Below are 18,964 nucleotides of genomic sequence, written 5' to 3' on the forward strand. Positions count from 1 at the left end.
CCCTTTCCTTTGCCTAGACGAAGCGGAACACGCCGATGGCGTAGACCACGGACAAGGCAAGAGCCCACCACAGGTTGGGGCCGACGAGCCCCAGCCATGCGAGATGAATGAACGCCGAGCCGAGCAGCGACACGAAGAGCCGGTCGCCGCGGGTCGTCTCGAAGCGCAGGATGCCGACGCGCGGGGACCCGCCCGGACGGGCATATTCCCACACCGCCATCAGCGCGATCAGCGTGAAGATCGTCAGGAAGAACATGGCCGTCGGGAACGACCAGGCCATCCAGCCGCCCGGAATGAGCGAGGCGAACCAGTCGCGCGCGCCGTCCTTGACGGGGATCGCCATGACGAGGAGGCCGGTGATGACGGCATAGGCAGCGAGCACGGCGGCAAGCGCCACGGGCCAGCGGTTGTTGCGGTTTGCGACGGCGGCCATCAGACCCTCCCCAGGGCAAAGCCCTTGGCGATGTAGTTGCGGACGAAATAGATGACGAGCGCGCCGGGAATGATGGTGAGCACACCGGCGGCGGCCAGCACGCCCCAGTCCATGCCCGAGGCCGAGACCGTGCGCGTCATCGTGGCGGCGATCGGCTTGGCGTCCGTCGTCGTCAGCGTGCGGGCGATCAGGAGCTCGACCCAGGAGAACATGAAGCAGAAGAAGGCGGCGACACCGATGCCCGAGGCGATCAGCGGCACGAAGATCTTGGCGAAGAACTTCGGGAACGAATAGCCGTCGATATAGGCGGTCTCGTCGATCTCCTTCGGCACGCCGGACATGAAGCCCTCGAGGATCCAGACGGCGAGCGGCACGTTGAACAGGCAGTGCGCGATGGCGACGGCGATATGCGTGTCGATCAGGCCGAAGGCCGAATAGAGCTGGAAGAACGGCAGCGCGAAGACGGCCGGCGGCGCCATGCGGTTGGTCAAGAGCCAGAAGAACAGGTGCTTGTCGCCGAGGAAGCGGTAGCGCGAGAAGGCGTAGGCCGCCGGCAGCGCCACGGCGACCGAGATGACCGTGTTCAGGACCACATAGAGGATCGAGTTGATATAGCCCGAATACCAGGCCGGATCGGTGAAGATCACGGCGTAGTTGCGGAGCGTCGGCGACTGCGGCCAGAGCGAGAAGACGCCGGTGATCTCCTGGTTCGTCTTGAAGCTCATGTTGACGAGCCAGTAGATCGGCAGCATCAGGAAGACGATGTAGAGCGTCGGAATGAGCCAGGAGAGGCTGCGCTTCGAGCCGGCCCCGGCCTTCGCGCCGGCATTGCTCGCAACGCTCGTCTGGATGGTGTTTGCGGTGGTTGCCTGTGAGGTCATGGTTTCCTCCCTCACGCCTGTTCGTCGCTGCTGGTCATGACCGTGTAGAAGATCCACGAGAGCAGCAGGATGATCAGGAAGTAGATGATGGACATGGCCGCGGCCGGGCCGAGGTCGAACTGGCCGATCGCCATCTTGACGAGGTCGATCGACAGGAAGGTGGTCGAGTTGCCGGGGCCGCCGCCGGTGACGACGAAGGGCTCGGTATAGATCATGAAACTGTCCATGAAGCGCAGCAGGAAGGCGATGAGCAGCACGCGCTTCATCTTCGGCAACTGGATATAGCGGAACACGGCCCAGCGCGAGGCGCCGTCGATCTTGGCGGCCTGGTAATAGGCCTCCGGGATCGAGACGAGGCCGGCATAGCAGAGCAGCACGACGAGGCTCGTCCAGTGCCAGACGTCCATGATGATCAGCGTCAGCCAGGCATCGAAGACGTTGTTGACATAATTGTAGTTGATGCCGAGCGAATGGAGCGTGCGGCCGAGCAGGCCGATGTCGACGCGGCCGAACACCTGCCAGATCGTGCCGACGACGTTCCACGGGATGAGCAGCGGCAGCGCCATCAGGACGAGGCAGACCGGCACGCCGAGTCCCTTCTTGGGCATGTTGAGCGCGATCAGGATGCCGAGCGGGATCTCGATGGTCAGGATGATGCCGGAAAAGAGCAGGTTGCGGCCGAGCGCCTGCCAGAAGCGGTCGGATTCCAGAACGTCGGAGAACCAGCCGACGCCGTTCCAGAAGAACTGGTTGTTGCCGAACGTGTCCTGCACCGAATAGTTCACCACCGTCATCAGCGGGATCACCGCCGAGAAGGCGACGAGCAGCAGGACGGGCAGGACCATGAACCAGGCCTTGTTGTTCCAGGTCTTGTTCATTGTCAGCCCTCCCTGCCGACACGCCAGGAATCGGCGTAGATGTTGATGGCCGCGGAATCGAAGGTGACGCGCGGCTCGGCGGGGATTTCGCTGTCCTCGGGAACGACGATGGCGATCGGCTTGCCGGCGAATTCGGCGCGCACGATCTTCTGCCGGCCGATATCCTCGACCTTGCTGATGGAGACCGGCATGCCCTCGCGCGACAGCGCGATGAATTCCGGGCGGATGCCGAGTTCCGTCTTCGCGCCGGCGGCGACCTGCGGCCGGTAGTCGAGCGTAAGCGTCTCTTCACCGACCCTGATGCTGTTGCCGTCGATGAATGCCGGCAGCACGTTCATGCCCGGCGATCCGATGAAGTAGCCGACGAAGGTGTGGCTCGGCTTTTCGAAAAGCTCGGCCGGCGTACCGATCTGCACGATCTGGCCGTCATACATGACCACGACCTTGTCGGCGAAGGTCAGCGCCTCGGTCTGGTCATGCGTGACATAGACCATGGTGAAGCCGAACTGTCGGTGCAGCTTCTTCAGCTGCGAGCGCAGCACCCATTTCATATGCGGGTCGATGACGGTCAGCGGCTCGTCGAACAGGATGGCGTTGACGTCGTTGCGCACGAGGCCGCGGCCGAGCGAGATCTTCTGCTTCTGGTCGGCGGTGAGCCCGCGCGCCGTCTTCTTCGCCCAGCCCGCGAGATCGATCATTTCCAGGATCTCGCGCACGCGGCGATCGACTTCCGGTTCGGCGACGCCGCGGTTGCGCAGTGGAAAGGCGAGATTGTCGTAGACCGTCATCGTGTCGTAGATGACCGGGAACTGGAAGACCTGCGCGATGTTGCGCTGCTGCGTCGAAAGGTAGGTGACATCCTTGCCGTCGAACAGGATGCGCCCCTCGGACGGCTGCAGCAGGCCGGAGATGATGTTGAGCAGCGTGGTCTTGCCGCAGCCGGAGGGACCGAGCAGCGCATAGGCGCCGCCGTCGTTCCACTCGTGGTGCACTTCCTTCAGCGCATAGTCCGCTTCCGATTTCGGCTTTTCGCCGTAGGCATGGCGGATGTGGTCGAGATTGATGCGTGCCATGGTCTCCTCCTCAGGCCGCCGCGGCCGCGGGTTCCGCGATCGCCCTGCCGTCCGTGCCGAAGGCCATCAGGTGGCGCGTGTCGACATGGACGGTGATGACCGCGTCCGGCTCGATGTCGTGGATGCCCGGCGAGAGCATGACCCAGCGGCTGCCCTCGAACTCGATGTGAATGAAGCTTTCCGAGCCGGCGATCTCGGAAATCGCCGTGCGCGCCTGAAGGCTCGCGGAAGCCGGATGCTGGCTGGCGAGCGAAAGGTGATGCGGATGGAAGGCGATGGTGCAGGGGCCGTCCGGCAGCGCGACAAGATGCGCCGGCACCGGCAGGACCGGCTTGCCGCCGATCTCGAAATGGCCGCCGGTCTTCAGCACCTGCATGGTGTTGAGCGGCGGGTCGGCGAAGGTACGCGCGGTCAGAAGATCGTTCGGGCGGCGATAGACGTCGATCGTGCGGCCGAACTGGGTGATGCGGCCCTCGGAGAGCGTCGCCGTGTTGCCGCCGAGCAGCAGCGCCTCGGAGGGTTCCGTCGTCGCGTAGACGAAGATCGCGCCGGAGGCGGCGAAGATCTTCGGCAGTTCGAGGCGCAGCTCCTCGCGCAGCTTGTAGTCGAGGTTGGCGAGCGGCTCGTCGAGCAGCACGAGGCTGGCATTCTTGACGATGGCGCGGGCGAGCGCCGTGCGCTGCTGCTGGCCGCCCGAAAGATTGAGCGGCGTGCGGTCGAGATAGGGCGTCAGCTTCAGGAGATCGGCCGCCTTGCGCACTTCCCGGTCGATGGTCGCGTTGTCGGCGCCCTTGATGCGCATCGGCGAGGCGATGTTCTCGTAGACGGTCAGCGCCGGATAGTTGATGAACTGCTGATAGACCATGGCGACGCCGCGATCCTGCACGCGCACGCCCGTCACGTCCTTGCCGTCGAACCAGACGGAACCGGATGTCGGCGTGTCGAGGCCGGCCATCAGCCGCATCAGCGAGGTCTTGCCCGACAGCGTCGGGCCGAGCAGCACGTTGAGCGAGCCGCGCTCGAGCACGAGGTTGGTCGGATGGATGTGCGTCTCCGCCCCCGCCACCTTCGTGATGTTCTTGAGTTCCAGCATTCCTGTCTCCGTCGTTCCTCCCAGCCACCGGAAAAGGTCGCTAGTGGGGGGCCGCCTGTGCAGCCGCCATGTAGTCTTCCAGAACAGCCGCCTCCGCGGCTGTCAGATGCAATCCGCGTTTGGTCCGCCGCCACAGCACGTCCTCGGCATGCCGGGCCCATTCTTCCTTCATCAGCCAGCGCACTTCGCGCTCATAAAGGTCGCTGCCGAAATGCCGGCCGAGATCGTCGATGCCCTTCGCGCCGTCCAGCATCGCCGCCGCCCGCGTGCCGTAGAGCCGCACGAGCCGGCGGGCATGGGCCGGGGCGAGGAAGGCGAACCGCGCGCAAAGCCCCTTCACCTCGGCATCGAACCCGTCGACCTTGAAATCGCCGCCGGGCAGGCGCGAACCGGCCGTCCAGCGGTCCCCCTTCGCGCCGATCGCATCCCCGATCTTCTCCAGCGCCGATTCGGCGAGGCGCCGGTAGGTGGTGAGCTTGCCGCCGAAAATGTTGAGCAACGGCGCCTGGCCATCGCCGCCCTCGACCTTCAGCACGTAGTCGCGCGTCGCTTCCTGCGCCTTGCTGGCACCGTCGTCGAAGAGCGGGCGCACGCCGGAATAGGTCCAGACGATGTCGTCCCGCTTCACCGGCTCGGCGAAATATTCGCTCGCCGAGGCGCAAAGATAGTCGATTTCCGCGTCGCTGATGCGAACATCCCGGGGATCGCCCTGGTAGTCCTGGTCGGTCGTGCCGATCAGCGTGAACTCTTCCTGGTAGGGAATGGCGAACATGATACGCCCGTCCGGGTTCTGGAAGAAGTAGGCGCGCGGATCGGAAAACTTCGTCTTCACGACGATGTGACTGCCCTGCACGAGGCGGACATTGTGCACGTCGTTGCGGCCGAAGGCGGTGGAGAGGACCTTGTCGACCCAGGGGCCGGCCGCATTGACCAGCATGCGCGCCCGGAAATTTTCACGCGCGCCCGTCTCGACATTCTCGGTCTCGACGGCCCAGTGGCCATTTTCGCGGCGCGCGGTGACGACCCGGGTAGCCGTGCGGATATCCGCGCCGCGATCGGCGGCGTCGCGGGCATTCAGGACGACGAGGCGCGCATCGTCCACCCAGCCGTCGGAATATTCGAAAGCCTTGCGGAAGAGCTTCTTCAGCGGCCCGCCCGCCGGGTCCTTTGCAAGGTCGAGCGTGCGGGTGGCCGGCAGCAGCTTGCGCCCGCCGATATAGTCGTAAAGGAAGAGGCCGAGACGGATGAGCCAGGCCGGGCGCAGGCCGCCCTTCTGGAAGGGCAGCACGAAGCGCATCGGCCAGATGACGTGCGGCGCCATGGCCCAGAGCACTTCGCGCTCCATCAGCGCCTCGCGCACCAGGCGGAATTCGTAGTGTTCGAGGTAACGCAGGCCGCCGTGGATGAGCTTGGTGGAGGCCGAGGACGTGCCCGATGCAAAGTCCTTCATCTCGGCAAGCACGACCGAATAACCACGGCCCGCCGCATCGCGCGCGATGCCGCAGCCATTGATGCCGCCACCGATAACGAAAATATCGCGGATCACGTCGCCGTTCAAATTCCCCTCCCATTTCGCATCGCACAAATCTGCGCAGTTGCGAAAGCCAGTGGAGTTAAAACGAAAACATTTCGAATGTCAAACGAATGTGAGTGAAAACGTCATTTCCGCCCTCAGAGTGGAGAGGACGTCTCCACGAGACGCACGTCATGCTCCTGGCAAATGCTGCGAATGCCCTCGAAAGGACAGCTGTCGGTGATGAAAGTGTGGACCTGCGAGAGGTGGCCGATGCGAACCGGCGCGGTCCTTTCGAATTTCGTCGAATCCGAAACCAGGATGACGTGGCGCGCATTCGCGATGATCGCCTGCGCCACCTTCACCTCGCGATAGTCGAAATCGAGCAGCGCGCCGTCCTCATCGATCGCGGAAACGCCGATGACGGCATAATCCACCTTGAACTGGCGGATGAAATCGACCGCCGCCTCGCCGACGATGCCGCCGTCCGCGCCGCGCACGACGCCGCCGGCAATCACCACCTCGATCGAGGGGTAGACGCGCAAACGGTTGGCGACGTTGATATTATTGGTGATGACCATCAATTCCTTGTGATCGAGCAGCGCCTCGCCCACCGCCTCCGTCGTCGTGCCGATATTGATGAAGAGCGAGGAATTGTCCGGGATCATGGCGGCGGCAGCGCGTCCGATCGCCTGCTTTTCCGGCGCGGCGATGGAGCGGCGCGCCTCGTATTTGACATTCTCGTTGCCGCTCGGGAACAGCGCCCCGCCATGGATGCGCGTCAAGACCTTGTTATCGCAGAGATCGTTGAGATCCTTGCGGATGGTCTGCGGCGTCACGGAGAAGCGCGCCGCAAGGTCTTCCACGAGCACGCGGCCCTCGGCCTTGGCGAGATCGAGGATCTCCGCCTGGCGACCTGTCAGAAACATTGGCTCCTCCCATTGCTTTCGTTTGTTTTCATAATATGCAAAAACGAAAGCACATCAATTGATCCGCCCCGCCTTCTTGGAGTGCGCCCCACTTTTTGTGATACTGGGCGGGCAGCGGGTTGCGGCGAGCATCGGGAGGAAAGCACATGTTTCATCCGGCCTTGTTCAAGGGCGCCAACGTCGTGGTGACGGGCGCGGGGCGCGGCATCGGCCTGGAGATCGCCCGGCAGTTCCTCGATTGCGGCGCCCATGTGCTGCTGCATGGCGGGCGGGCGCCTTCCGGCCCATTGCCCGATTTCCTGGAAAACGCCGTCGCGGAGGCCCGCGCCCATATCGTCTATTCCGACTTCCTCGTCGAAGGCGGCATCGGCGCGATCCTGCAGCGGGTGGACAGCCTCTTCCCGCATGTCGACGTGCTCATCAACAATGCCGGCACGATGGTCGGCCGCTTCCCGGCCGCCGAGCTGACGGACGAGCAGTACGAGACCGTCGTGCGCCTCAACCAGACCTCCGTCGTCGAGGTGACGCGCGCGCTGCTGCCTTCATTGCTCCGGGCGCCAAGCGCCGCCATCGTCAACACGGTCTCGATCTCGGCGCTCACCGGCGGCAGCCCGGGTTCGGCGATCTATTCGGCGACCAAGGCCTTCGTTTCGACCTATTCCAAGGGGCTGGCGCGCGAGCTCGCGCCGGACGGCATCCGCGTCAACTGCGTCTCGCCGGGCACGATCACCACCGACTTCCATTCGCGCTATTCGTCGGCCGAAAAGCTGGAGGCGACGCGCAAGACCATTCCGCTACAGCGGCTCGGCACGGCGGAGGACTGCGCCCCCGCCTATCTCTTCCTCGCCTCCAAGGCCCTTTCCGGTTATATCACCGGCCAGGTGCTGGAGGTGAACGGCGGCCAGCTGATCTGCTGAGACCGGCGGCCCCATTCAGGCCCCGGTCAAGCGTTGACGTCTATGACGACGCGGCCTTTCACTTTACCCTCTAGGATCCTGCCGGCCAGCTCCGGCAGGTCGGACAGCCGGTGCTCCACCACCATGGCCTCCAGCTTGTCCATCGGCAGGTCGGCGGCAATGCGATTCCAGGCATCGACGCGCTGGTCGTAGGGCCGCATAACCGAATCGATGCCGAGCAGGCTGACACCACGCAGGAGGAACGGGATGACGGTGAAGGAGGGAACCGCGGCACCGGCGGCAAGGCCGACCGCGGCGACGGCACCGTCATATTTCATCTGCTTGAGCACCCGCGCCAGCATGTCGCCGCCGACCGCATCGACGGCACCGGCCCAGCGCTCCGATTCCAGCGGCTTGCTGCTCGCCTCCGACAGTTCGCCGCGGTCGACAATCGTTTCGGCACCCAGTTCCTTCAGGTAGCCCGCCGCTTCCGGCCGCCCCGTGACGGCGGCGACCGAATAGCCGAGCCGTGCCAGCAGCGCGACCGCCACCGAGCCGACGCCGCCCGCCGCGCCCGTTACCAGCACCTCGCCTTTCAGCGGCGAAAGGCCGGCCTCTTCCAGCGCGATGACGGACATCATGGAGGTGAGCCCCGCCGTGCCGATCGCCATGGCCTGCCGGGTCGACAGCTCTTCCGGCAGCGGCACCAGCCAGTCGGCCTTGACCTTCGCCCGCGTCGCGTACCCGCCCCACCAGACTTCGCCGACCCGCCAGCCGGTCAGCACCACCCGGTCGCCCGGCCGGTAGCGCGGATCGTCCGACGCTTCGACCGTGCCGGCGAAATCGACGCCCGGCACATGCGGGAAGGCACGCACCAGCCCGCCCTTGCCGTTGATGCAGAGCCCGTCCTTGTAGTTGAGCGTCGAATACTCGACGGCGACGGTGACATCGCCGTCCGGAAGCCGCGAATCGTCCAGTTCCTGGACCGACGCGGAAACCGCGCCATCCGCCCCCTTCTCCACCAGCAATGCCTGGAACGTCATGGCTTTCTCCTCGTGCTCATCCATTCGTCCCAGATATAGGGCGCGGGGCATTGGTGCCGCCACTGTTCTTTTGTATCAAGGACGCGGAGGCACGGGATGATAGACAAGCTCGAATACTTCATTGCGCTCGCCCGCGAGAGACATTTCGCCCGGGCGGCGGAAGAGCTCGGCATCTCGCAGCCGACGCTCTCGGCGGCGATCCGCCAGCTGGAGGACCATCTGGGCGTTATGCTCGTCGTGCGCGGCTCGCGCTACCAGGGCCTGACGCCGGAAGGCCAGCGCGTGCTCGAATGGGCCCGCCGCATCGTCGGCGACACGCGCACCATGCGCGAGGAGATGCGCGCGGCGCGCAAGGGCCTGTCCGGCCATATCCGCCTTGCCGCCATCCCGACGACGCTCGCCATGGTGCCGCGCATCACCGCGCCCTTCCAGGAAAAGCACCCGGACGTCACCTTCTCCATCGTTTCCACCACGTCGATCAAGATCCTCGGCCTCCTGGAGAACCTGGAGATCGACGCCGGCCTCACCTACCTCGAAAACGAGCCGCTCGGTCGTGTCACTAGCGTGCCGCTACTGCACGAGCACTATTGCCTCGTTACCGCCCGCGGCACGCCCTTTGCCGATCGCCAGACCGTGACCTGGCAGGAGGCCGGCGGCGTTCGACTTTGCCTATTGACCGCCGACATGCAGAACCGCCGCATCATCAACCGGCACTTTGCCGAAGCCGGCGTTTCGGTGGAGCCCTCGCTGGAAGCCAATTCGATGATCGTGCTGTTCTCCCATGTGCGCACGGGGCGCTGGGCGAGCATCATGCCGCGAAACGTCGCAAAATCGTTTGGATTTCCTGATGAAATAAGTATAGTTTCCCTCGTCGATCCCGAGCCGCACCACACCGTCGGCCTCGTCGCCACCCATCGCGAGCCCTTCACCCCGCTCGTGTCCGCCCTGCTGCACGAAGCGCGCGTGCTGGCGGAAAAGGGAATAGATTGATAGGTTTTTTCTATCGATCAACGGCTTTGCTTTATTGACCGGTCGTCTCCCGGCTGAGAAGCTGTTAGAATAGCGCGTGGATCGACAGGGTTCCGGTCTTCGCCGAGCAGTTTCAATGGTATCGGCGCGGCAGAACCCAGAGGCCTTGCGGTTCATTCGTGTCGGTTGGGAGGCCTGACGATGAATGTGCACGTACCCGGCAGCGATGTCGGCGCAAGAACGCTGGCGATCGTCAGCGAACTGAAGGGGCTCGAAGGGCCGCTTCTTCCCATCCTGCACGAGATCCAGGCGGAGTTCGGCTTCGTGCCGCAGGAAAGCCTGCCGGTGATCGCCCGCGCGCTCAACCTGTCGCGCGCCGAGGTGCATGGCGTCGTCACCTTCTATCACGACTATCGCGACCACCCGACCGGACGGCATGTGCTCAAGCTCTGTCGCGCCGAGGCCTGTCAGTCGATGGGCGGGGATGAGCTGGCGGAGCGCGTGAAGGCGCTGCTCGGCATCGATTTCCACCAGACGACGCTGGACGGCGCCGTCACGCTCGAACCGATCTACTGTCTCGGGCTCTGTTCCTGCGCACCCGCCGCGATGCTCGACGGCGAGGTGCATGGACGGGTCGATGCGGATCTGGCGAAGGAACTCGTCGCGGAGGCACGCCGATGACCGTTCGTCTCTACGTTCCCCGCGATGCCGCAGCCCTTGCGCTCGGCGCAGACCGCGTCGCCAAGGCCTTCTCCCGCGAGGCGGAGACCCGCGGGCTCGACATCACGATCGTGCGCAACGGCTCGCGCGGCATGCACTGGCTGGAGCCGCTGGTCGAGGTCGAGACGGCCGAAGGCCGCATCGCCTACGGACCCGTCAGGCCCGTCGACGTGCCCGCCCTGCTCGATGCCGGCCTGCTGGACGGCAAGGCTCATCCGCTCTGTCTTGGCGGAACGGAAGAGATCCCGTTCCTGAAGAACCAGACCCGCCTCACCTTCGCCCGCTGCGGCGTCATCGATCCCCTTTCGCTCGAGGACTACAAGGCCCATGGCGGCCTCCGGGGCCTCGAAAAGGCCATCGCGATGACCCCCGCCGACATCGTCAAGGAAGTCACCGACAGCGGCCTGCGCGGCCGCGGCGGCGCGGGCTTTCCGACGGGCATCAAATGGAAGACGGTTCTCGATGCGCCGGGTGACCAAAAATACATCGTCTGCAACGCCGACGAGGGCGACAGCGGCACCTTCGCCGACCGCATGATCATGGAAGGCGATCCCTTCGTGCTGATCGAGGGCATGGCGATCGCGGGCCTTTCCACCGGCGCCACCAAGGGCTACGTCTACACCCGCTCCGAATATCCGCACGCCATCGCCGTGATGAACGACGCCGTCGCCATCGCGCGCGCCGCCGGCATGCTCGGCCCGTCCGTGCTCGGCTCCGGCAGGGCGTTCGACATGGAGATCCGCGTCGGCGCAGGCGCCTATGTCTGCGGCGAGGAGACGGCGCTGCTCAACAGCCTGGAAGGCAAGCGCGGCATCGTGCGCGCCAAGCCGCCGCTGCCGGCCCTGCAGGGCTTCATGGGCCGCCCCACGGTGGTCAACAACGTCATCTCGCTCGCCTCCGTGCCGGTCGTGATGGATAAGGGCGCCGCCTATTACCGCGATTTCGGCATGGGCCGCTCGCGCGGCACCATCCCGATCCAGATCGCCGGCAACGTCAGGCATGGCGGGCTCTACGAAACCGCCTTCGGCCTGACGCTCGGCGAGATCGTCGATACGATCGGCGGCGGCACCGCCTCCGGCCGGCCGGTCCGCGCCGTGCAGGTCGGCGGCCCGCTCGGCGCCTATTTCCCGCGCGCCCTGTTCGACACGCCCTTCGACTACGAGGCCTTCGCCGCGAAGGACGGCCTCATCGGCCATGCCGGCATCACCGTCTTCGACGACACGGTCGACATGCTGAAGCAGGCGCGCTTCGCCATGGAATTCTGCGCCGTCGAAAGCTGCGGCAAGTGCACGCCCTGTCGCATCGGTTCGACGCGCGGCGTCGAGACCGCGGACAAGATCGCCCAGGGCATCGAGCCGGAGAAGAACCGCGAACTGCTCGCCGACCTCTGCAACACCATGAAGTTCGGTTCGCTCTGCGCCCTCGGCGGCTTCACGCCCTATCCTGTCATGAGCGCCATAACGCATTTCCCGGAGGATTTTTCCCCGGCCCCGATGGTGGAGGCGGCGGAATGAGCGCGACGGAAAAGGTCAAAGGCCCCGCATCCTACTTCCCCTCGATCGAGAAGACCTACGGTCAGCCGATCGAGCACTGGAAAGAGATCATCCGCGCGCAGGACGGCAAGGCGCATATGCAGATCGTCGCGTTCCTCAAGGAAACGCACGGTCTCGGCCATGGCCATGCCAATGCGCTCGTCGCGGCGACGCTCGCCGAGACGAAGTCGTAGAAACAAGTGAAGTCGCCGCCACCCGCGGCGCAACGGATTGACCCGGAGGTTCCCATGTCCCTCGTTCCAGAAATCGACTTCGGCACTCCCGCCTCCCGCTCGGAAAGGATGGTGACGCTCACCATCGACGGGAACGAGATCACCGTTCCCGAGGGCACCTCCATCATGCGCGCCTCGATGGAGGCCGGCATAAAGGTGCCGAAACTCTGCGCCACCGACATGGTGGATGCCTTCGGCTCCTGCCGGCTCTGCCTTGTCGAGATCGAGGGCCGCAACGGCACGCCCGCCTCCTGCACGACCCCGGTGGCGCCCGGCCTCGTCGTCCACACCCAGACGAGCCGACTCAAAAACATCCGCAAGGGCGTGATGGAGCTCTACATCTCCGACCACCCGCTCGACTGTCTCACCTGCGCGGCGAACGGCGACTGCGAACTGCAGGACATGGCCGGGGCGGTCGGCCTGCGCGACGTGCGTTATGGCTACGAGGGCGACAACCACGTCAAGGCCCGCAGCAACGGCGAGATCAACGCCCGCTGGATGCCGAAGGACGAATCGAACCCTTATTTCACCTACGATCCGTCGAAATGCATCGTCTGCTCGCGCTGCGTGCGGGCCTGCGAGGAGGTGCAGGGTACCTTCGCGCTGACCATCGAGGGCCGCGGCTTCGACAGCCGCGTCTCGCCCGGCATGCACGAACACTTCCTCGAATCCGAATGCGTTTCCTGCGGCGCCTGCGTGCAGGCCTGTCCGACGGCGACGCTGACCGAGAAATCCGTCATCGAGATTGGTCAGCCGGAGCACTCCGTCGTCACGACCTGCGCCTATTGCGGCGTCGGCTGCTCCTTCAAGGCGGAAATGCGCGGCGAGGAGCTGGTGCGCATGGTGCCCTGGAAGGACGGCCAGGCGAACCGCGGCCATTCCTGCGTCAAGGGCCGCTTCGCCTATGGCTACTCGACCCATAAGGAGCGCATCCTCAACCCGATGATCCGCGAGAAGATCTCGGACCCGTGGCGCGAGGTGACCTGGGAGGAAGCCAATGCCCACGTCGCCGCCGAGTTCCGCCGCATCCAGTACCAGTACGGCCGGGATTCGATCGGCGGCATCACCTCCTCGCGCTGCACCAACGAGGAGACCTTCCTCGTCCAGAAGCTGATCCGCGCCGGCTTCGGCAACAACAATGTCGATACCTGCGCCCGCGTCTGCCATTCGCCGACGGGCTACGGCCTCGGCCAGGCCTTCGGCACTTCCGCCGGTACGCAGAATTTCGACAGCGTCGAGCACACGGACGTCGTCATCGTCATCGGCGCCAACCCGACGGACGGCCATCCGGTCTTCGCCTCGCGCCTGAAGAAGCGCCTGCGCCAGGGCGCCAAGCTGATCGTCATCGATCCGCGCCGCATCGAGCTCGTCTCCTCGCCGCACATCAAGGCGTCCTACCACCTGCCGCTGAAGCCCGGCACGAATGTCGCCGTCGTCACGGCGCTCGCCCATGTCATCGTGACGGAAGGCCTCTTCGACGAAAAATTCATCCGCGAGCGCTGCGACTGGTCGGAGTTCGAGGATTGGGCCGCCTTCGTCGCCGAGCCGCGCCACAGCCCCGAGGAAACCGAAGCCTTCACCGGCGTGCCGGCAGAGACGCTGCGCGGTGCCGCCCGCCTGTTCGCCACCGGCGGCAACGGCTCGATCTATTACGGCCTCGGCGTCACCGAGCACAGCCAGGGCTCGACGACCGTCATGGCGATCGCCAACCTTGCCATGGCGACCGGCAATATCGGCCGCGAGGGCGTCGGCGTGAACCCGCTGCGCGGCCAGAACAATGTGCAGGGCTCGTGCGACATGGGCTCCTTCCCGCACGAACTGCCGGGCTACCGCCACATCTCCGACGACGCGACGCGCGAGATCTTCGAGAAGCTGTGGGGCGTGACGCTCAACAACGAGCCGGGCCTGCGCATCCCCAACATGCTGGACGCCGCCGTCGAAGGCTCGTTCAAGGGCCTCTACATCCAGGGCGAGGACATTCTCCAGTCCGACCCGGACACCAGGCACGTCTCCGCAGGCCTGGCCGCCATGGAATGCGTCGTGGTGCAGGACCTCTTCCTCAACGAGACGGCGAACTATGCCCATGTCTTCCTGCCGGGCTCGACCTTCCTCGAAAAGGACGGCACCTTCACCAATGCCGAGCGCCGCATCAACCGCGTGCGCCGCGTGATGACGCCGAAGAACGGCTATGCGGACTGGGAGGTCACCCAGAACCTCGCCAGGGCCATGGGCCTTGCCTGGAACTACAGCCATCCTTCCGAGATCATGGACGAGATCGCCGCGACGACGCCGAGCTTCGCCCTCGTTTCCTACGACTATCTGGAAAAGAACGGCTCGGTGCAGTGGCCCTGCAACGAGAAGAACCCGCGGGGCTCGCCGATCATGCACGTCAACGGCTTCGTGCGCGGCAAGGGCAAGTTCATCCGCACGGAATATGTCGCGACGGACGAGAAGACCGGCCCGCGCTTCCCGCTGCTGCTCACCACCGGCCGTATCCTCAGCCAGTACAATGTCGGCGCCCAGACGCGGCGCACGGAAAACGTCGTCTGGCACGAGGAGGACCGGCTGGAGATCCACCCGCACGACGCGGAAAACCGCGGCATCCGCGACGGCGACTGGGTGCGCCTCGCCAGCCGCGCCGGCGAGACGACGCTGCGCGCCCTCGTCACCGATCGCGTCGCGCCGGGCGTCGTCTACACGACCTTCCACCACCCGACGACGCAGGCGAACGTCATCACCACCGATTTCTCCGACTGGGCGACGAACTGTCCGGAGTATAAGGTGACCGCCGTGCAGATCTCGCCGTCGAACGGCCCGTCCGACTGGCAGATCGAATATGACGACCTGGCCCGCCGCTCGCGCCGGATCAGGGGCAAGCTGGAGGCAGCGGAGTAGGATAGCGGCGTGCCGGATTTTTCCACCACGACCAAGGTCGCCGAGATCGCCCGCCGCAACGGGCGTCTTGCGGAGGGCGAACGCTTCGTGCCGGAGGAGACCCCGGTCGCCTTCTCCTATGCCGGCTCGACCCATGCCGTGATGATGGCGACGCCCGCCGACCTCGAGGATTTCGCCGTTGGCTTCAGCCTGACGGAGGGCATCATCACCGACCCCGGCGAGATCGAGACCATCGAGGTGCTGGCCGAGGACAAGGGCATCGACGTGCAGATCCGGCTGGCGGACGCGCAGAACGACGCGCTGACCGCCCGCCGCCGCCACATGGCCGGCCCCGTCGGCTGCGGTCTGTGCGGCATCGAATCGATCGAGCAGGCGGTGCGCGTGACACCCTCGGTGCGTGCCTCCTCCCTTACGCTCAGCGAAGATGCGGTCGTCGAGGCGGTACGCCTCCTGAACGGCCGGCAGACGCTGCACATGGTGACGCGCGCCGTGCATGGCGCCGGGTTCTATGTCCCGGGCGACGGCCTCATCGCCGTGCGGGAGGATGTCGGCCGGCACAATGCGCTCGACAAGCTCGTCGGTGCCGCGCGGCGGGCGGGCCATGCGGGCAGCACCGGCGCCGTTGTGGTGACGAGCCGCGTTTCCGTCGAGATGGTGCAGAAGACCGCGATCATCGGCAGCCCCTTCATCATCGCCATTTCCGCGCCGACGGCGCTTGCCATCCGCACCGCCGAAGAGGCCGGCATGACGCTGATCGCGCTGGTGCGCGGCGAGGAGTTCGAGATTTTCACCGGCGCGGAGCGCATCGTCTCCGGCACGCAACGCCGGATCGGCAACGGTTAGGAGACAGGAATGTCGGAAGGCAACAAGCTCGTCAGGATGGCAAACCAGATCGCCACCTTCTTCCACTCGCAGCCGGCGAGCGAGGCGGCGAACGGCGTGGCGACCCATATCAACAAGTTCTGGGAGCCGCGCATGCGCCGGCAGTTCTTCGACATCGTCGACAACCATGGCGGCGAAGGGCTCGACAGCCTCGTCCTTCAGGCCGCGCCGCTGATCCACCGCCCGCCGCCGGCCGAAGTGCCGCCGGCGGCACGCGCCGGCAACGCCCCCGCCCCCTGATCCCATCCCGAGAACGCGAACGGCCGGCATTGCTGCCGGCCGTTTTCATGCCGCGGCGCGCTCAGAACTCTTCCCAGTTCTCCGCTGCCGGCGCCGTGGAGCCGCGCGGCGCACGCAGGGCGCGCGCCATGGCATGAAGCTGCGATACGGGGGTGGGCGACGGCGTGCACTGCACCGGCTGGGCGGGGTTGCCCGCAAGCCGGAACCGGCGGATGAGCGCGTGCAGCGTCTCCGCCTCGCGCGCCATGGCGTGGCTCGCCGCGGTGCTCTCCTCGACCATCGCCGCATTCTGCTGCGTCGCCTGGTCCATCGCATTGACCGACTGGTTGATCTCGCGAAGCCCGGTCGATTGCTCCCGCGAAGCCTCGACGATCGCCACCACATTGGCGTGCACGTCCTGCACCTGCGCCAGGATCTCCTGAAGCGCCCGCCCCGTCTCGTCGACCAGCGCCACGCCGCCCCTGACCTGCTCGCCGGAGGTGGTGATCAGCGCCTTGATGTCCTTGGCGGCGCTGGCGGACCGCTGGGCGAGCTCGCGCACCTCCTGCGCCACGACGGCAAAACCCTTGCCCGCTTCGCCCGCCCGTGCCGCCTCGACACCGGCATTGAGCGCCAGGAGGTTGGTCTGGAAGGCGATGTCGTCGATGACGCCGATGATGTTGGAGATCTCCCGCGAGGACTGCTCGATCTGGCCCATCGCGTCGATCGCCTTCTTGACGACCGCGCCGGATTGTTCCGCGCCTGCCCGGGTCTTGCCGACCAGCATGCCGGCCTCGTCCGCCCGCCGGCTCGAATCGCCGACCGTGGTGGTGATCTCGTCGAGGGCGGCGGCGGTTTCCTCGACGGAAGCCGCCTGCTGCTCGGTGCGCCGCGCCAGGTCGTCGGCGGCCGAGCGGATCTGCTGCGCACCGGAGGCGATCGCATTGGCGTTGCTCTCGACCGTGCGCATTGCCTCGTGCAGGCCGGCCACCGCATCGTTGAAGTCGCTGCGCACCGTCTCCATCGACGGCACGAAGGCCGTGGCGAGGGTTTGCGTCAAATCCCCCTCGGCCAGCGCCTTCAGCCCGGCGCCGAGCGCATTGATCGCCGACATGCGCTCGGTCACATCCGTCGCGAACTTGACCACCTTGTAGACCCGGCCGGAAAGGTCGCGGATCGGGTTATAGGCCGCCTGGATCCAGATCTCGCGCCCGCCCTTGCCGTAGCGCACGAATTCGTTGGAGATGAAGCGGCCCTCGGCCAAGCTTCTCCAGAAATCCGCATAGGCCGCGGTCTGCACATAGGCGGGGTCGCAGAACATGCGATGATGCTTGCCGCGGATTTCGGAAAGCTCATAGCCGAGGGCCGCGCAGAAATTCTCGTTGGCGGTCAGGATCTCGCCGGTCGGCGTGAACTCGATCACCGCCTGCGAACGGGCGATCGCGTCGAGCTTGCTGGCATCCTCCGCCGCCCGCTTCCTCGCCTCGGTGATGTCGGAAGCGAACTTGACGACCTTGTAGGGTTTTCCGCCGCGGAAGACCGGATTGTAGGTCGCCTGGATCCAGATCTCGCCGCCGTCCTTGCGCAGGCGCTTGTAGCTGTTCGAATCGTATTCGCCCCGCGCCAGCCGCGCCCAGAACTGGCGGTACTCGTCGCTCGTCGTATAGGCCGCCTCGCAGAACATGCGATGGTGTTTGCCGACGATCTCCTTCAGCTCGTAGCCGAGCGTCCGGCAGAAGTTCTCGTTGGCGGTCAGGATCGTACCGGTGAGATCGAACTGGATCACGGCCTGCGAGCGCGACAGCGCGTCGAAGATATGGCCCGCATCCATGGATTTTGCGAATGAAAGCATGCCCTGTCCCCCTGTGCGATGACCACGGTCGGGATTGCGCGCGTGGCGATCGTCCTGGTGTTGACTCTCAGGCACGGACGCCTCGGCGGCCGCGCACTGGCAGCGGTGAAAACAATCTTCGCGGGAGGCTTCATGCCGGAGCGACGAAATGCGCATCTACAATCAAAGATGGCATTGCAGGCTTAAGAATCCATGAAAATCGAACGACAGGATTCTGGAAATCCTATATAACAATGCCTTACGCCTGATCCTGGAGCGACGGACTCAGGTTACGCTAGGTGAGCGTCATCCTGAGCGCAGGCAAACTATCGGTAAAGTTGCATCAACAGGCCGGCAACAAAAAACCGCCGTACAATCGTACGGCGGTCCGGATAGCGGTGATATGTCGGAAAGGTCAGGCTGCCATCTCTTCCACGTCGCGCTCCTTGAACATGCGCGCCAGGTTGAGGAAGCAGATCATGCCGTTCTCATGGGCGATGATGCCTTCCGCATAGACCTTGTCGAACGAGGTCGTCACTTCCGGCACCGGCTGGATCTGCTCGCTGCGGATGGTGAGGATGTCGGAAACGCGATCGACGACGAGGCCGACGACCATGCTGTGCACTTCGGCAACCACGATGGCGCTGCGCTCGTTCGCTTCGGTGCTCTTCATGCCGAGCTTGTGGGCGAGGTCGATGATCGGGATCACCGTGCCGCGCAGGTTCATCACGCCGATGACATCCGGCGGGGAATGCGGGATCGGCGTGGACGGTGCCCAGCCGCGGATTTCGCGGATCGTCGTCGTCTTCACGCAGAATTCCTGATCGTGCAGGCGGAATGCGATGATTTCGAGCGTGTCGCCGGCAAAGCCGGCCGTCTTGATGGAGGTCATCGGGGTCTTTCCAGTTTCATCTGCTTCGTGACCCGATCCTATGCACGCCCTG

Annotated in this window: 18 protein-coding genes; 8 read left to right on the forward strand and 10 right to left on the reverse strand. The window is 65.2% G+C overall.

Annotated features, from left to right (window positions below):
* Nucleotides 1-13: 13 nt before the first annotated feature.
* The 7 genes from AABQ55_RS01465 to AABQ55_RS01495 form a co-directional block, all read right to left on the reverse strand.
* On the reverse strand, nt 14-433 hold the full coding sequence (locus AABQ55_RS01465) for a DUF2160 domain-containing protein (protein ID WP_084438163.1): 420 nt from the start codon (nt 431-433) through the stop codon (nt 14-16).
* Complete coding sequence (locus AABQ55_RS01470) at nt 433-1,314, reverse strand: carbohydrate ABC transporter permease (RefSeq protein WP_272807012.1); 882 nt, start codon at nt 1,312-1,314, stop codon at nt 433-435. Before AABQ55_RS01470 ends, AABQ55_RS01465 begins: the two co-directional genes overlap by 1 nt.
* 11 nt (nt 1,315-1,325) lie before the next feature.
* Complete coding sequence (locus tag AABQ55_RS01475; protein WP_244769240.1) at nt 1,326-2,192, reverse strand: carbohydrate ABC transporter permease; 867 nt, start codon at nt 2,190-2,192, stop codon at nt 1,326-1,328.
* A gap of 2 nt (nt 2,193-2,194) precedes the next feature.
* Nucleotides 2,195-3,265 (reverse strand): ABC transporter ATP-binding protein, encoded by a 1,071-nt coding sequence (locus tag AABQ55_RS01480; RefSeq protein WP_272807013.1) that lies wholly within the window; start codon nt 3,263-3,265, stop codon nt 2,195-2,197.
* A gap of 10 nt (nt 3,266-3,275) precedes the next feature.
* The gene (locus AABQ55_RS01485; RefSeq protein WP_272807014.1) at nt 3,276-4,358 is read right to left on the reverse strand and encodes an ABC transporter ATP-binding protein; all 1,083 of its coding nucleotides are present in this window, start codon (nt 4,356-4,358) and stop codon (nt 3,276-3,278) included.
* Between the two features lie 40 nt (nt 4,359-4,398).
* Nucleotides 4,399-5,916, reverse strand: a complete 1,518-nt coding sequence (gene glpD / locus AABQ55_RS01490; RefSeq protein ID WP_272807015.1) for a glycerol-3-phosphate dehydrogenase — start codon at nt 5,914-5,916, stop codon at nt 4,399-4,401.
* 113 nt (nt 5,917-6,029) lie between these two features.
* Nucleotides 6,030-6,800 carry a DeoR/GlpR family DNA-binding transcription regulator gene (locus AABQ55_RS01495; RefSeq protein WP_272807016.1) on the reverse strand — a complete coding sequence of 257 codons (771 nt, stop codon included), beginning with the start codon at nt 6,798-6,800 and terminating at the stop codon, nt 6,030-6,032.
* A 146-nt stretch (nt 6,801-6,946) separates the two neighbouring features.
* Between AABQ55_RS01495 and AABQ55_RS01500 the strand changes: the two genes are divergently transcribed.
* Nucleotides 6,947-7,717, forward strand: a complete 771-nt coding sequence (locus AABQ55_RS01500; RefSeq protein WP_272807017.1) for an SDR family NAD(P)-dependent oxidoreductase — start codon at nt 6,947-6,949, stop codon at nt 7,715-7,717.
* A gap of 26 nt (nt 7,718-7,743) precedes the next feature.
* Here the strand turns inward: AABQ55_RS01500 and acuI are convergent, their stop codons facing one another.
* Nucleotides 7,744-8,739 carry an acrylyl-CoA reductase (NADPH) gene (gene acuI / locus AABQ55_RS01505; protein ID WP_244769234.1) on the reverse strand — a complete coding sequence of 332 codons (996 nt, stop codon included), beginning with the start codon at nt 8,737-8,739 and terminating at the stop codon, nt 7,744-7,746.
* Nucleotides 8,740-8,835: 96 nt separating this feature from the next.
* On the opposite strand from acuI, the gene AABQ55_RS01510 reads away from it, so the two are divergent.
* The 7 genes from AABQ55_RS01510 (at nt 8,836) to AABQ55_RS01540 (ending at nt 16,210) form a co-directional block, all read left to right on the forward strand.
* Nucleotides 8,836-9,729 carry a LysR family transcriptional regulator gene (locus AABQ55_RS01510; RefSeq protein WP_244769233.1) on the forward strand — a complete coding sequence of 298 codons (894 nt, stop codon included), beginning with the start codon at nt 8,836-8,838 and terminating at the stop codon, nt 9,727-9,729.
* Nucleotides 9,730-9,909: 180 nt separating this feature from the next.
* Nucleotides 9,910-10,389 (forward strand): formate dehydrogenase subunit gamma, encoded by a 480-nt coding sequence (locus AABQ55_RS01515; RefSeq protein ID WP_244769232.1) that lies wholly within the window; start codon nt 9,910-9,912, stop codon nt 10,387-10,389.
* On the forward strand, nt 10,386-11,942 hold the full coding sequence (locus tag AABQ55_RS01520; protein WP_272807018.1) for a formate dehydrogenase beta subunit: 1,557 nt from the start codon (nt 10,386-10,388) through the stop codon (nt 11,940-11,942). Before AABQ55_RS01515 ends, AABQ55_RS01520 begins: the two co-directional genes overlap by 4 nt.
* On the forward strand, nt 11,939-12,154 hold the full coding sequence (locus AABQ55_RS01525; RefSeq protein WP_244769230.1) for a DUF4287 domain-containing protein: 216 nt from the start codon (nt 11,939-11,941) through the stop codon (nt 12,152-12,154). Before AABQ55_RS01520 ends, AABQ55_RS01525 begins: the two co-directional genes overlap by 4 nt.
* Nucleotides 12,155-12,208: 54 nt before the next feature.
* Nucleotides 12,209-15,088 (forward strand): formate dehydrogenase subunit alpha, encoded by a 2,880-nt coding sequence (fdhF, locus tag AABQ55_RS01530; RefSeq protein WP_272807019.1) that lies wholly within the window; start codon nt 12,209-12,211, stop codon nt 15,086-15,088.
* 9 nt (nt 15,089-15,097) lie between these two features.
* Nucleotides 15,098-15,931 carry a formate dehydrogenase accessory sulfurtransferase FdhD gene (gene fdhD, locus AABQ55_RS01535; RefSeq protein WP_272807020.1) on the forward strand — a complete coding sequence of 278 codons (834 nt, stop codon included), beginning with the start codon at nt 15,098-15,100 and terminating at the stop codon, nt 15,929-15,931.
* A gap of 9 nt (nt 15,932-15,940) precedes the next feature.
* Nucleotides 15,941-16,210 (forward strand): formate dehydrogenase subunit delta, encoded by a 270-nt coding sequence (locus AABQ55_RS01540; protein ID WP_272807021.1) that lies wholly within the window; start codon nt 15,941-15,943, stop codon nt 16,208-16,210.
* Nucleotides 16,211-16,271: 61 nt separating this feature from the next.
* Here AABQ55_RS01540 and AABQ55_RS01545 read toward each other — a convergent pair whose 3' ends face one another.
* Complete coding sequence (locus AABQ55_RS01545) at nt 16,272-18,041, reverse strand: methyl-accepting chemotaxis protein (protein ID WP_272807022.1); 1,770 nt, start codon at nt 18,039-18,041, stop codon at nt 16,272-16,274.
* 394 nt (nt 18,042-18,435) lie between these two features.
* Nucleotides 18,436-18,912: a chemotaxis protein CheW gene (locus AABQ55_RS01550; protein ID WP_244769225.1), complete on the reverse strand. Its 477-nt coding sequence runs from the start codon at nt 18,910-18,912 to the stop codon at nt 18,436-18,438.
* Between the last annotated feature and the right edge of the window lie 52 nt (nt 18,913-18,964).

Origin of the sequence: Shinella sp. WSD5-1 (genome assembly GCF_963942435.1) — a bacterium.
GTDB lineage: Bacteria > Pseudomonadota > Alphaproteobacteria > Rhizobiales > Rhizobiaceae > Shinella > Shinella yambaruensis.